The sequence below is a fragment of the Methylobacterium sp. DB0501 genome, from assembly GCF_011043735.1.
In the GTDB taxonomy this organism is placed as follows: Bacteria; Pseudomonadota; Alphaproteobacteria; order Rhizobiales; family Beijerinckiaceae; genus Methylobacterium; species Methylobacterium alsaeris.
In genome coordinates this window covers 68823-82080 of record NZ_JAAKGV010000012.1, presented here as the reverse complement: position 1 = coordinate 82080, position 13258 = coordinate 68823, and the positions used below count along the sequence as shown (strand labels likewise).

Annotated in this window: 11 protein-coding genes; 7 read left to right on the top strand and 4 right to left on the bottom strand. The window is 73.8% G+C overall.

What is annotated here, in order from left to right:
* Positions 1–4 precede the first annotated feature (4 nt).
* Positions 5–973: an iron exporter MbfA gene (gene mbfA, locus G4G93_RS18540; protein ID WP_165086196.1), complete on the bottom strand. Its 969-nt coding sequence runs from the start codon at positions 971–973 to the stop codon at positions 5–7.
* 2519 nt (positions 974–3492) lie between these two features.
* Between mbfA and G4G93_RS18535 the strand changes: the two genes are divergently transcribed.
* Genes G4G93_RS18535 through lpxK form a run of 3 tightly spaced genes read left to right on the top strand, consistent with a single transcriptional unit; the run spans position 3493 to position 6526 of the window.
* Positions 3493–4242, top strand: a complete 750-nt coding sequence (locus tag G4G93_RS18535) for a lysophospholipid acyltransferase family protein (protein WP_165086195.1) — start codon at positions 3493–3495, stop codon at positions 4240–4242.
* A complete protein-coding gene (locus tag G4G93_RS18530) occupies positions 4239–5543 on the top strand; it encodes a 3-deoxy-D-manno-octulosonic acid transferase (RefSeq protein ID WP_165086194.1) in 1305 nt (434 codons plus the stop codon). Before G4G93_RS18535 ends, G4G93_RS18530 begins: the two co-directional genes overlap by 4 nt.
* Entirely contained in the window at positions 5540–6526 is a 987-nt protein-coding gene (lpxK, locus tag G4G93_RS18525; RefSeq protein ID WP_165086193.1) for a tetraacyldisaccharide 4'-kinase, read from the top strand. Before G4G93_RS18530 ends, lpxK begins: the two co-directional genes overlap by 4 nt.
* A 117-nt stretch (positions 6527–6643) precedes the next feature.
* On the opposite strand, the gene G4G93_RS18520 is transcribed toward lpxK, so the two are convergent.
* Positions 6644–6862 carry a DUF2093 domain-containing protein gene (locus G4G93_RS18520; RefSeq protein ID WP_165086192.1) on the bottom strand — a complete coding sequence of 73 codons (219 nt, stop codon included), beginning with the start codon at positions 6860–6862 and terminating at the stop codon, positions 6644–6646.
* A gap of 139 nt (positions 6863–7001) precedes the next feature.
* Here G4G93_RS18520 and cdd point away from each other — a divergent pair, with 139 nt between their 5' ends.
* The 3 genes from cdd to deoA are packed head-to-tail and all read left to right on the top strand — an operon-like array spanning position 7002 to position 9575.
* Positions 7002–7400, top strand: a complete 399-nt coding sequence (gene cdd / locus G4G93_RS18515) for a cytidine deaminase (RefSeq protein WP_165086191.1) — start codon at positions 7002–7004, stop codon at positions 7398–7400.
* A gap of 23 nt (positions 7401–7423) precedes the next feature.
* Positions 7424–8239 carry a purine-nucleoside phosphorylase gene (locus G4G93_RS18510; protein ID WP_165086353.1) on the top strand — a complete coding sequence of 272 codons (816 nt, stop codon included), beginning with the start codon at positions 7424–7426 and terminating at the stop codon, positions 8237–8239.
* Between the two features lie 22 nt (positions 8240–8261).
* Complete coding sequence (gene deoA, locus G4G93_RS18505) at positions 8262–9575, top strand: thymidine phosphorylase (RefSeq protein ID WP_165086189.1); 1314 nt, start codon at positions 8262–8264, stop codon at positions 9573–9575.
* Between the two features lie 110 nt (positions 9576–9685).
* Here deoA and G4G93_RS18500 read toward each other — a convergent pair whose 3' ends face one another.
* Positions 9686–10150: a cupin domain-containing protein gene (locus tag G4G93_RS18500; RefSeq protein WP_165086188.1), complete on the bottom strand. Its 465-nt coding sequence runs from the start codon at positions 10148–10150 to the stop codon at positions 9686–9688.
* A 221-nt stretch (positions 10151–10371) separates the two neighbouring features.
* Here G4G93_RS18500 and G4G93_RS18495 point away from each other — a divergent pair, with 221 nt between their 5' ends.
* Positions 10372–11376 (top strand): helix-turn-helix domain-containing protein, encoded by a 1005-nt coding sequence (locus G4G93_RS18495; RefSeq protein WP_165086187.1) that lies wholly within the window; start codon positions 10372–10374, stop codon positions 11374–11376.
* 226 nt (positions 11377–11602) lie between these two features.
* Here the strand turns inward: G4G93_RS18495 and G4G93_RS18490 are convergent, their stop codons facing one another.
* Positions 11603–13126 carry an NAD(P)/FAD-dependent oxidoreductase gene (locus tag G4G93_RS18490; protein WP_165086186.1) on the bottom strand — a complete coding sequence of 508 codons (1524 nt, stop codon included), beginning with the start codon at positions 13124–13126 and terminating at the stop codon, positions 11603–11605.
* Between the last annotated feature and the right edge of the window lie 132 nt (positions 13127–13258).

The following is a 13258-nucleotide window of genomic DNA, read 5'->3' as shown; positions in this document are numbered from 1 at the left end:
CGGCTCACGCGCTCCCGATCGCGACGCCGGCGATGAGCACCATCACCCCTCCGAGCACCACCTGCAGGGCGGCGCGCCAGAACGGCGTGTCCATGTAGCGGGTGCGGATGGCCGAGATGGCGAGCAGCTCCACCGCCACCACCAGGGCGGCGAGGATAGTCGCGACCGCGAAGGCGTTCGACCAGGAATCCGGCATCAGGTAGGGCAGCGTGTGGCCGAGCCCCCCGACCGTCGTCATGAGGCCGCAGACGAGGCCGCGCAGCCAGGGCGAGCCGCGCCCGGTGATGCTGCCGTCGTCGGACAGGGCCTCGGTGAAGCCCATGCTGATCCCGGCACCGATCGAGGCCGCGAGGCCGACGAGGAAGGTCTGCCAGTTGTTGTGCGTGGCGAAGGCGGCGGCGAAGAGCGGCGCCAGCGTCGAGACCGAGCCGTCGATCAGCCCGGCGAGCCCCGGCTGCACGTAGCGCAGCACGAACAGGCGGTGGGCGGCGCGGGCCTCCTCGTCGGCGGCGTCGCCGCTCTCCTGCTCGGCGGTCAGCGCCTCGGCCCGGCGGCCGTGGCCGCGCTCGATCTCGGCGAGCCGCACGAAGAGCTGGCGCACCCCGAGATCGCGGGTGAGCTCCGCCGCCCGCTCGTAGAAGCCGGCGGCCTGCGCTTCCATGGCCTGCGCCTCCCGCCGCATCCGCCCGGCATCGAGCCCCTGCCACCAGACGGCCCGGCGCCGCGAGAACCCCCTCACGTCCTCCCGCCGCACCGGCGGCAGGTGCTCGCCGAAGCGCGCGCGATAGGCGGCGTAGAGGTCGTCGCGGTGCCCCCGCTCCTCGTCGGCCATCGCCTCGAACAGCCCGGCCGAGCCCGGCAGCTCGGCCCGCAGGCTGTCGGCGAAGCTGCGATAGATGCGGGAGTCCTCCTCCTCGCTGGCGATGGCCAGCGCGAGAACCTCGCGCTCGGTGAGATCGGTCAGGGCCTTCACGGGCACGCTCCTGTTTGGAATGGATCCAATCTATATATTTGAGTTATTCCAAACAAGGGCTCGTTCTCGGTTGGGGCCGGCCGGCTGCCGCCCGGCCGGGTGCGCCCCCTCGACGACGGCGCTCCGGTCCGGCATTCTGGCGTGGAGAGGTGTCGGGTTTTCAGCCCTGCGTTGACGTCGTTCTTTGACATCGTGAACGGTACCAGCTACTTAGCTGGTAGAGGCTCCCCCGCGCATGCGGGGATCGACCTTCCCTCCGGAGCGGCCCGATCCGGCCCGATGGGGCTCCCCCGCGCATGCGGGGATCGACCCTGGGCGTTGCGTGCGTGGCCCAGCGCGATGTTGGCTCCCCCGCGCATGCGGGGATCGACCCCCTTGCAGCCGCTGCGTCATCCGCTCGATCTCGGCTCCCCCGCGCATGCGGGGATCGACCCTCGGTCATGGACCTCTCGTCCAAGACCACGAAGGCTCCCCCGCGCATGCGGGGATCGACCCGCGCAGCAGGCTAGCGAGCGTGGCCGATTGGTGGCTCCCCCGCGCATGCGGGGATCGACCGCCTCCCCTCGCGCCGAGGCGTCGGGCGGGTCCGGCTCCCCCGCGCATGCGGGGATCGACCTTGACAGCGGCGGATCGTCAGGACGGCCGGCGCGGCTCCCCCGCGCATGCGGGGATCGACCCCGGAAGCGGAAGATGACGTGCCGAGAGCCAGGGGCTCCCCCGCGCATGCGGGGATCGACCCCTCGTTCGCGACAACGACAAGCTGACGGCCGACGGCTCCCCCGCGCATGCGGGGATCGACCGTCGAGATAGCCGAGATAGATGCCAACGGCGAAGGCTCCCCCGCGCATGCGGGGATCGACCCGCAGCGGCCCCGGCCGATCGCGAGAAGCTGGTGGCTCCCCCGCGCATGCGGGGATCGACCCGCCTTCTACACCATGGCCCAGGTCTACGGGGTGGCTCCCCCGCGCATGCGAGGATCGACCCTTCTCCAATCTCCCGTTCGAGTTCACCCCGATGGGCTCCCCCGCGCATGCGGGGATCGACCGTGGCCGTGGCGGGGGCCGACGGTGGCCAATGAGGCTCCCCCGCGCATGCGGGGATCGACCTTTGGCCCATGGTCCCCGGATCGTATTCGAGGCGGCTCCCCCGCGCATGCGGGGATCGACCCGAGTACCAGAAGCCGCGCTCGCGATCGATGCGGGCTCCCCCGCGCATGCGGGGATCGACCCCAGAACAACAATCCGTTCTCGTCTGTCCTTTAGGCTCCCCCGCGCATGCGGGGATCGACCCGATGTTGACGCCGGACGGTTGGGTGTACTGGCGGCTCCCCCGCGCATGCGGGGATCGACCCTGCTCCGCCACACGGCGGGCCGCCATCGCCTTGGCTCCCCCGCGCATGCGGGGATCGACCCTGCTCCGCCACACGGCGGGCCGCCATCGCCTTGGCTCCCCCGCGCATGCGGGGATCGACCTTGAGCAGGACTTCTCGCGTCCGTGGGTGCAGACGCTCCCCCGCGCATGCGGGGATCGACCCCGACGATGGCGGCCAGCCTGCTGGCAATCCTGGGCTCCCCCGCGCATGCGGGGATCGACCCGGCGGGTAGGCGCGGCCGGGTTCGCATGGCTCGGCTCCCCCGCGCATGCGGGGATCGACCGCCTCGTGGTTAGCGGGATGGACGGAGGGGGAGGGCTCCCCCGCGCATGCGGGGATCGACCCCGCCGATGTTCACGCCGCTGTTGGCATTGGTGGGCTCCCCCGCGCATGCGGGGATCGACCCCTGAGCACCCTCGGCGACATCGCGGCGCTGGTGGCTCCCCCGCGCATGCGGGGATCGACCGTCTTTCCGCTCATCGCTCGCCGATTCCCTCTCGGCTCCCCCGCGCATGCGGGGATCGCCCCCCTTCGATCGGGTCGCCGTCGCACTCGCCCTCGGCTCCCCCGCGCATGCGGGGATCGACCCACCGTCGGCTCACCGACCTCGACCTACGTCGAGGCTCCCCCGCGCATGCGGGGATCGACCCGCCCACTTCCACGCCTGGACTGGGAAGGATCTGGCTCCCCCGCGCATGCGGGGATCGACCCGAGCGCACGGCGGGCTTCTTCAGGCGGTAGCGGGCTCCCCCGCGCATGCGCGGGGATCGACCGCACGACGTCGACACCCTCCGCGAGGCGGTGAAGGCTTCCCCGCACATGCGGGGATAGACTCTGATCGGCCTTCGCCCGGGGCTACAATGGTCCGGCTCCCCTGCCCACACGGGGATGGACCCGGCGCAGGCATCGGCTGGCGGCTGGCCTCTGTCGCTCCCCTGCCGCGCGGGGATCCCGCCGCTCCCCGGGGCGCGTGCGGCACCACACATCGCCGCCGGTCCTCGCCCCCTGCCGGCGGTTGCCTCGCGGGCTCGAACGGAGCATGACGGCGCCCGGATTCGCGGGGGGCCGCGCGCCTCGTCTGGGGCGAAACCGCCGCGTCCCTCTTCCCGCGTGTCCCGTCCACGAAAGGCCCGCACGAAGTGCCCGCATGAGCGTCGTCACCCGCATCGCCCGCAGCCGGGCCGCCCAGGAGAGTCTCGGCGCCCTCGGCGCGGGCTACCTGAAGCTGGTGCGGCGCACCAACCGCTTCAGCCTCGATCCGCCCGAGGCCTATGACTGGCTGTCGCCGCTGCGGCCGTTCATCATCGCCATGTGGCACGGCCAGCACCTGATGGTGCCGTTCGTGCGCCGGCCGCAGGACCGGGCCGCCACCATGGTGTCGCGCTCGGTCGACGGCGGGGTGAACACCGCGGTGCTCGAGCGCATGGGCGTGCGGGTGATCCGCGGCTCCGGCGCCCGGCGGCCGAGCGAGATGTGGGCGAAGGGCGGGGTGTCGGCCCTGCGCGGCTGCCTCAAGGCGCTGGAGGACGGCGAGACGGTGGCGTTCAGCGCCGACGTGCCGAAGGTGTCGCGGCGTTGCGGCGAGGGCATCGTGATGCTGGCGCGGCTGTCCGGCCGCCCCGTCGTGCCGACCGCCGTGGTAACGAGCCGCCACCTGCAGTTCGACAGCTGGGACCGGGCGAGCCTCGGCCTGCCCTTCGGCCGCGGCGTGATGGCCTTCGGCGAGCCGATCGCGGTCCCGCGCGACCTCGATGCGGCGGGGATCGAGGCGGCGCGCCTGCGCATCGAGACCGGCCTCAACGCGGTCCATGCCCGCGCCTTCGCGCAGGTCGGCCGGGTCGATCCGGTGCATACCCGCAAGGAGAAACCCGCCCACGGGGCGAAGGCCGCGCGATGACCCGCGAGGGCGTCCCGGCGCTGCTGCGCGCCTACCATTACGGGCTGATCGCCGGCGAGCCGGCGCTCGCCGGCCTGCTGGCCTGGCGGCGGCGGCGCGGCAAGGAGGATCCGGTCCGCCTGCCCGAGCGCACCGGACGGCCGGGCAAGCCGCGGCCCGCCGGGCCCCTGGTCTGGGCCCACGGCGCCAGCATCGGCGAGGCCCTGTCGCTGCTCGGCCTCGTCGAGCGCCTGACCCGGCGCGGCTTCACGGTGCTGGTCACCTCGGGCACCCGCACCTCGGCGGAGCTGCTGGCGCGCCGCCTGCCCGGCGGCGCCCTGCACCAGTTCGCCCCCCTCGACGCGCCGCGCTACCTCGCCCGCTTCCTCGACCATTGGCGGCCCGACCTGGCGCTGGTCGCCGAATCGGAATTGTGGCCCAACACCATCCTGGCGCTGGACGCGCGCGAGGTACCGCTGATCCTGGTGAACGGCCGGATGTCCGAGCGCTCGGCCCGCGGCTGGGGGCGCACCCCGGCGGTGGCCCGGGCGATCCTGTCGCGCATCGCGCTCTGCCTCGCCCAGAGCCAGGAGGAGGCCGAGCGCTTCGCCCGCCTCGGCGCGCCGCGGGTCGTGGCCGGCGGCAACCTGAAATTCGATGCCGGCCCCCCGCCGGCCGATCCCGAGCAGCTGCGCCGGCTCGCCGACGTGATCGGCGAGCGCCCGGTCTGGCTCGCCGCCTCGACCCATCCCGGCGAGGAGGCGGCGGCCGCCTCCGCCCACAAGGCGCTGGCGCGCCGGCATCCGGGCCTGCTCACCATCGTCGTGCCGCGCCATCCCGATCGCGGGCCGGGCGTGGCCGCCGAGGCGATGGCGGCGGGCCTCAGGGTCGGGCGGCGGGCGGCGGGCGGGCAGCCGCACGACAAGGTCGACCTCTACGTCGCCGACACGGTGGGCGAGCTCGGCCTGTTCTACCGGCTGTGCCCGCTCGTCTTCGTCGGCGGCTCCCTCGCCCGCCACGGCGGCCAGAACCCGATCGAGCCGGCGCGGCTCGGCGCCGCGATCCTGTACGGCCCGCACGTGCGCAACTTCGCCCAGGTCTACGCCACCCTCCAGCGCGCCGGCGGCGCCCGGCCGGTGCGGGATGGGCAGGAGCTGACGGCGACGCTCGACGCGCTCCTGGGCGACGCCGCCGGCCGCCGGGCGATGGCCCGGTCCGGCGCGGCGGCGATCGAGTCGGCCGGAGGCGCCACGGATCGGGCGATGGCGGCCCTCGAACCCTTCATCTGCCAGCTCAAGATCGCCGGGCGGTTCGCCCCGTGAGGGCACCGCCGGGCTTCTGGTGGCGCGAGGCGCCGACGCCCGCCGCCCGGCTGCTCGCGCCGCTCGGTGCGGCCTACGGCGCGCTCGCCGCCCGCCGGATGGCGAAAGGCGGCGCGGCGGCGGCCTGCCCGGTGGTCTGCATCGGCAACTTCACCCTCGGCGGCGCAGGCAAGACCCCGACCGCGCTGGCGGTGGCGGCCCTGCTCCGCGAACTCGGCCGGCGCCCGGCCTTCCTCAGCCGGGGCTATGGCGGGCGCCTCGCCGGCCCGGTGCGGGTCGATCCGGCCCGGCACGGCGCGGCGGAGGTCGGCGACGAGCCGCTGCTGCTCGCCCGCGCCGCCCCGGTCATCGTCGCCCGCGACCGGGTTGCGGGGGCCGCGGCCTGCCGCGCGGCCGGCGCCGACGTGGTGGTGATGGATGACGGGCTGCAGAACCCGAGCCTCGCCAAGGATCTGGCGCTGGCGGTGTTCGACGGCGCGGTCGGCCTCGGCAACGGGCTGGTCTTCCCGGCGGGCCCGTTGCGGGCGCAGGCCTCGGTGCAATGGCCGCGCATCCACGCCGCCCTGGCGATCGGCGAGGGCGCATCCGGGGAGCGGATCCTGGCGGAGGCTCGACGACGCGGACTGCCGGCCCTGCATGGCCGTCTCGTGCCGGACCGGCACGCGGCCGCGGCCCTGCGCGGTCGTCCGGTCCTGGCCTTCGCGGGAATCGGCCGGCCGGAAAAATTCTTCGCGACCCTGCGCGATCTCGGGGCCGACCTGCGCGAGGCCCGCCCCTTCCCCGACCACCACGCCTTCACGGCGGCGGAGGTGCAGGCCCTCACGGCCGAGGCGGCGGGCCGGGACCTCCTCCTGGTGACGACCGAGAAGGACCGGGTGCGCCTCCCGGCGGACATGCCGGTCGCGACACTGCCGGTGATGCTGGCGCTCGACGAGGCGGAGGTTCTGGCGGATTTGCTGCGGGGTCTTCGAAAGCCTGCCTGATTCGACCGGTGAAACGCACACCTGAGTGTCATCCCGCGCCTCGACGACGTCGAGAACCCTGGATGACATCGAGGGTGTCAGGACCGTCGGAGCGGCCCGTTTCGGCGAAGGGACCGCTCAGGCGGTCTTCGGCGCCCGCAGGCGCACCATCACGGCGTCGGGATCGGCATAGGCCTCCTGGCGCTCGACGCTCCAGTAGCGCAGGGCGTCGAGGGGGATCTCCACCCCGGTCACGGCGCAGCGCACGAACCGGCCGGGCCGCACCACCCGCAGGTTGCTGTCGCCGTACTCGACGACGGCCTCGCCGGACCCGCCGCGCTCGAACCGTCCCAGCATCGCTTCATTCCTCTCGACCGGATCCTCGCGGGTTTAGGGCGCCCGCGCCGGCTTGTCGACGGGCTCGACGGCGGGCGCGGGCACGGTCATGATCGCAGCCCCTCCGCAGCGCGCGCGAGAGCGACGCAAAGGGCCGAGAATGGACCCGATCGACACCCTGTTCTCTGCCGCCCGGGCGGCCCAAGGGCGGGCGCACGCGCCCTATTCGCTCTTCCGCGTCGGCTCGGCGATCCGCGACGAGGCCGGGGCGGTGCATGCCGGCTGCAACGTCGAGAACGCCGCCTATCCGGTCGGCACCTGCGCCGAAGCCGGGGCGATCGCCGCGATGATCGCGACGGGAGGCCGGCGCATCGCGGAGATCCTGGTGCTCGGCGACGGCGAGGCGCTGGTGACGCCCTGCGGCGCCTGCCGCCAGCGCATCCGCGAATTCGCCGGCCCCGACACGCCGATCCACGTCGCCGGGCCGGACGGCGTGAGGAAGACCTTCACCCTCGACGAGCTGCTGCCCGCCTCGTTCGGGCCGGACAACCTCGCGTGAGCGGGGCACCGGAGGATCCCCGCATCGGGGACGCCGCCGCCTTCCTGCGGGCGCGGGGTTTCGATGGCGGTTTCGCGCTCGCCCTCGTCACCGGCACCGGGCTCGGCCCCCTGGCCGAGCGGCTGACGGACAGGATCGCCCTGCCCTACGGCGAGATCCCGCACTTTCCGGCCTCCGGCGTCTCCGGCCATGCCGGGCGGCTGGTGGCGGGGGTTCTGAGCGGGCGCCGGGTCCTGCTGTTCCAGGGCCGCGCCCATCCCTACGAGCACGGCGACGCCGCGGCGATGCGGGTGCCGGTCGGCGTGGTGGCGGCGCTCGGCGCCCCGCCGCTCCTCCTCACCAACGCGGCGGGCTCGCTCCTGCCCGCCGCCGGGCCGGGCAGCCTCGCGCTCATCACCGACCACATCAACCTGTCGGGGCTCAACCCGCTCTACGGCGAGCCGTCCGACGCCCGCTTCGTGCCGATGGTCGCGGCCTACGATCCGGCCCTGCGGGCGGCACTGACGGAGGCGGCGGCGGAATGCGGCGTGGCGCTGCACGCGGGCGTCTACGCCTGGTTCTCGGGTCCCAGCTTCGAGACGCCCGCGGAGATCCGCATGGCGAAGACCCTGGGTGCCGACCTCGTCGGCATGTCGACGGTGCCGGAGGTGATCCTGGCGCGGTTCTTCGGCCTCAGGGTCGCGGGCCTGTCGCTCGTGACCAACTACGCCGCCGGGTACGAAGCGGGCCCCGGCGCCAACCTCGGCGCCCCGAACCACGCCGAAACCAAGCGGGTGGCGGCGCAGGCGGCGGACGATGTCGGGCGCCTCGTCGCGGCCTTCCTCACCCGCGACCCCTGATGCCTTTCCCCAGGACGACCTCATGACGCTGCTGCCGCAGGAACTGATCCGCCTCAAGCGCGACGGCCACGCGCTGGCCCCCGAGGCGATCGAGGCCTTCATCGCCGGGCTGACCGACGGAAGGGTCACCGAGGGCCAGGCGGCGGCCTTCGCGATGGCGGTGTTCTTCCGCGGCCTGTCGCTGCCGGAGCGCGTCGCGCTGACCCGGGCGATGACCCGCTCGGGCACGGTGCTGACCTGGGACCTGCCCGGCCCAGTCCTCGACAAGCACTCGACCGGCGGCGTCGGCGACACGGTGAGCCTGCCCCTCGCCCCCATGGTGGCGGCCTGCGGCGGCTACGTGCCGATGATCTCCGGCCGCGGGCTCGGCCATACCGGCGGCACCCTCGACAAGCTCGACAGCATCCCGGGCTACACCACGGCGCCGGACAACGCGCTGTTCCGGCGCGTCACCCGCGAGGTGGGCTGCGCGGTGATCGGCCAGACCCCCGACCTCGCCCCCGCCGACCGGCGGCTCTACGCCATCCGGGACGTCACCGGGACGGTCGAATCCCTCGACCTGATCACCGCCTCGATCCTGTCGAAGAAGCTCGCCGCCGGGCTGCAGGGCCTCGTCATGGACGTGAAGGCGGGCTCGGGCGCCTTCATGGCCCGCACCGAGGAGGCGCGGGGCCTCGCCGAGAGCCTGGTCACGGTGGCGAACGGCGCCGGCCTGCCGACCCGGGCGCTCCTCACCGACATGGACCAGCCGCTGGCCTCCGCCGCCGGGAACGCCGTCGAGGTGGCCTACGCCCTCGACTACCTTGCCGGCCGCCGGCGCGAGCCGCGCTTCCACGCCGTCACCCTGGCGCTCGGTGCCGAGATGCTGGTGCTGGGAGGCCTGAGCCCCGACGCCGCCGAGGCCTCGGCCCGCCTGGAGGAGGCCCTGGCCTCCGGCCGCGCCGCGGAGGTCTTCTCCCGCATGGTGACGGCGCTCGGCGGGCCGGCGGACCTGATCGAGCAGCCCGCGCGCCACCTGCCCCGCGCGGCCGTGATGCGCCCGATCCCCGCGCCCCGGTCGGGCCGGGTGGGCGCGATCGCGACGCGGGACGTCGGCGTCGCGGTGATCGGCCTCGGGGGCGGCCGCACCCGCCCGCAGGACGGGATCGACCACGCCGTCGGGCTCACGGAACTGGCCGGGCTGGGAGACGAGGTCGGGCCGGACCGGCCGCTCGCGGTGGTGCATGCCCGCAGCGAGGCGGAGGCCGCCCGGGCGGAGGCGGCGATCGTCGCGGCCTACCGGATCGGGCCGGAGGCGCCGGCCTTGCGCGCGCCGATCCTGGAGCGGATCGGCTGACACCATGTCCGGAAGGTGATGTTCGGACATGGCATCACCAGCCCGAGTGGCGCCCGAGCGAAGCCGACATCCGCATTGCGAAGCAATCAGTCGGATTTCGTATGATGGGTTCAGGCGCCCGAGACGGCGCCGGGCGGCAGGAACTCGACCTCGCAGGCCGCCGAGCGGCGCACGACCTCCTCCGGATCGGTGAGATCGTGCAGCTGGTCGAACAGCTCCTTCAGCCTGCGGCCCGGGCTGACCCAGAAGATCGCCCGGTTGGGCCGGTCGGTGCGGTTGTAATAGGCGTGCGGCTTGCCCTTCGGCATGCGGACGAGGTCGCCGGGCCCGGCCTGGAGCCACGTGCCGTCGAGGTAGAGGTCGAACGTGCCCTCCAGCACGTAGATGAACTCGTCCTGCGTCGGGTGGATGTGGGGCGGCACGAAAGTCCCCGGCGCATCGAGGGTCTCGAAGGCGAAGCTGCTCTCGCAATCGGACTTGTGCCAGTAGGTATGGCCGAGGACGTTCCAGACCGTGCCGTCGACGCCCTCCCCGGCCCGGGTGATGCCGGCCGGCAGGATCTTCGCTGCGCTCATGACTATCGCTCCCCGCTGAGCCTCAGGGCCGCGACCCGATCGGACGTCGGGCCGCGATCCCTCCGGGATCATCCGTGATCGGGGGTGGATCGGCTATCCCGCCCGCCCGGCCGCTATCCGGATCGCGCGAGAAAATCTGCCTCCTGCCCGCCGACGACTCTTGTGCCGGCTTCCGAGTCGCGGGCAGGATCGGCCATCGGCCTGGACGACCGGATGGGCCCGTGGACGACGCCCTCTCCCATGCACGCCCGCTCTCCCGTTTTGCCCGGGTCGCGACCCGGGACGCCGACGAGGCGCGCGAGGGGGTCGGGCGGATCTTCTGCCCGCACCGGCTGGTGCCGGTCGGCCCCGGCGCCGCGTCGCTGTTCGACGCCCGCCACCACGCCGTCGCCTTCGGCGACCTGACGCTGAACTACGTCGCCTACGGCGCCCGGGTCGAGATCGATCCCGGCTGCCTCGAGCGCTTCGCCCTGCTGCAGATCCCGCTCGCCGGACATGCCCTGGTCGAGAATGGCGGCCGCCGCACGCGCGCCGGTGCCGGGCGGGCGACCCTGCTCTCCCCGGCCCTGCCGACCCGGATGGTCTGGGAGGCCGGCTGCGAGAAGCTGATCCTGCGGGTACCGCGCGACCTTCTGGAGGAGCACCTCGCCCGGATCCTCGACCGGGTCCCGCGCGCCCTCGCCTTCGATCCCGCCATCGACCTGGAGCGGCCGCGCGGCGCGGCGATCGCCGCCCAGGCCCGGCTGTTGCTGCACCTCGCCGAGGCCCGCGAGCGGCCGGACGCCGCGTCCGGCCCCCACGAGCACGAATTGTCCTCCGCCCTGGTCGCGCTCCTCGTCGGGCACATGCTGGAACGGGGCGAGGCCCGGGAGGCGCCGGCGCCGCGGGTCTCGGTGGCGCCCGCCCATGTGCGCCGGGCGGAGGACTACATCCGCGCCCATCTCGACGCGGCGCTGACCCTGCCCTGCCTCGCCGCCCGGGCCGGCAGCAGCGTCCGCTCGCTCCAGGAGGGCTTCCGGCACTTCCGCGGCGGCACGATCTCGGGCTTCATCCTGGCCCAGCGCCTCGATCGGTGGCGCGAGCTGATCCTCGGCGCAGGCCCCGAGGCGAAGGTGGGCGACCTCGCCTTCTCGGTCGGTCTCAACCATCTCGGCCGGGCGGCAGCCTCCTACCGCGACCGCTTCGGCGAGACGCCGTCCCAGACGCTGCGCCGGCGGCGCCCTTGACCCTCCGGGCAACGACGGACCAGCTCCTTCCAAGCAAGACCCGCGAGAGCTTCCACCGGAGCCCGGCGTCGCTTCGCCATTCGGTTCCGCAGCTTCCCCCTTCCCGCATCTCCTTGCGCCGACGCCGCAATCGTCCGGGAAAGGGCGGAGACCGACGACCGGCCATCGGCCCCTTCGAGGCAGGCGGGAGCCGCGCGCTCCTGAACCCTGCGCGATCCCCTCGCCGTCAGGCGGCCCGCACCGTCCCGGCGGCCGGGCTGCCTGCCGGCTCGGCCCGGTAGGCCGGCGCGCGGGCGAGGAGCCGGGCATAGACCGCCGGCCGCAGCGGGGCGAAGAGCGCGGTGAGCGGGTTGGCCTCGCGGGTCGGCACGCCGATATCGCCGAGCAGGTCGCCGAAATGCCGGTTGTGGTAGGGGGCGATGCACAGGCCGCCGTAATGCGCGGCAGCGGGACGCTCGGTGCGCCTCCAGGTCAGCGAGCGGGCGATCTCCGCCTCCATCCGCGCCCGGGTCGGCTGGCGGGCGAGCCGGCCGTCCATGTAGCGCACGAGCCAGGCCGCGCCGAGCTCGGCCGAGAGATTGGTGGCGAAGCTCGAATTGAAGCCGACGAAGCCGAGATCGGGCAGGTCCGGGTTCACCATCATGCGGTAGAGCCGGTACTGCCCGTCCGCGTCGATCAGCCGGGCGCGGTCGGCGCCCTCCAGGATCGGAATGTCCTGGCGCCATCCGGTCGCCATCACCACGAGGTCGGCCGGCACCCGCTCGCCGCCGGTGAGCACGACATCGTTCCCGTCATAGGACGCGATCGTGCCCCGATGCGCGGCGATCCGCCCCTGCCCGACCATCGCGTAGAAGCCCGGCGTCTCGATCGAGAGATTGCAGTGGATGTCGTCCTCGATGCGCGTCGCCGGGCGCAGGCCCTTGCGCTTCAGCCCGAACTGCACCGTCAACAGGGCTTCCAGGGCGCGCCAGTTCGCCCAGACCAGCGGCGCGGCGAGCCGTTGCGCCAGCCGGCGGAGAGGGCCGGCATCAAAGGGCAGGAACATCGCCTCGGCGGCGCGGCAATAGAGGATCCGCTTGAAGTTGACGAGCCCGCCGAGGAAGTACGGGATCTTCCAGGCCGGATCCCGGTACACGATCGTGACCGCGGCAGCCCCGTGCTTGACCGCGCTGACCGCGACGTCCGTCGCCGATTTCGAGTAGCCGAGCACCACGACCCGCCGGCCGCGGACCGTTTCGGCGTCGGTGTGCTCGCTCGAATGCAGGATCGTGCCGCCGCCCGCGCGGAACCCCTCGGCGCCGGGATGGACGGGAAAGTTCTTCTGGCTGAACTGGCCGGTGCAGATCGCGACGAAGTCGAAGGCCTGCGTGGTCGGCACGCCGTCCGTCCCGGTCGCCGTCACGTCCCAGCCCGGTCCGGAGCGCTTCTTCAGGGACGTGACCGTGCAGCCGAAGCGGATCGCCGGGACGAGGCCGAACCGCTCCGCATAGGCGCGCAGATAGGCGTGGACCTGGGCGCCCGCCGGCCATTCCGGATACCCGGCCGGCATCGGCATCTCGCTGAAGGCGTAGATGTCCTTCGGGGTCTGGGTCCGCACGTCGGGATAGGAGCGGGACGGCTCCCACACGCCGCCGAGATCCGGCCCGCGCTCCATCACGGTGACGGGGTGCCCGCGTTCGCGGAATGCCTTGGCGGCGGCGAGCCCGCTGATGCCCGAGCCGATGACGCAGACGGTGCGTGGCGCGACCATGGTCCTACCCTCCCGAACGCGGAGGCGCCGTGCGATGCCGGCGCTTCGGTCGGGAAAGTGTCGGACCGGGACGGCGACGGGGCTATCCCGGATGCGCCGCGCCTATCCGCATCGCGCGGGAAAGTGGCGCGC

What these genes read in the sequence shown, in the direction of transcription:
- G4G93_RS18535 (WP_165086195.1), top strand. Translation starts at nt 3,493, where the DNA reads ATGAGCGTCGTCACCCGCATCGCCCGCAGCCGGGCCGCCCAGGAGAGT.
- G4G93_RS18530 (WP_165086194.1), top strand. Translation starts at nt 4,239, where the DNA reads ATGACCCGCGAGGGCGTCCCGGCGCTGCTGCGCGCCTACCATTACGGG.
- G4G93_RS18500 (WP_165086188.1), bottom strand. Translation starts at nt 10,150, where the DNA reads ATGAGCGCAGCGAAGATCCTGCCGGCCGGCATCACCCGGGCCGGGGAG.
- deoA (WP_165086189.1), top strand. Translation starts at nt 8,262, where the DNA reads ATGACGCTGCTGCCGCAGGAACTGATCCGCCTCAAGCGCGACGGCCAC.
- G4G93_RS18520 (WP_165086192.1), bottom strand. Translation starts at nt 6,862, where the DNA reads ATGCTGGGACGGTTCGAGCGCGGCGGGTCCGGCGAGGCCGTCGTCGAG.
- cdd (WP_165086191.1), top strand. Translation starts at nt 7,002, where the DNA reads ATGGACCCGATCGACACCCTGTTCTCTGCCGCCCGGGCGGCCCAAGGG.
- G4G93_RS18490 (WP_165086186.1), bottom strand. Translation starts at nt 13,126, where the DNA reads ATGGTCGCGCCACGCACCGTCTGCGTCATCGGCTCGGGCATCAGCGGG.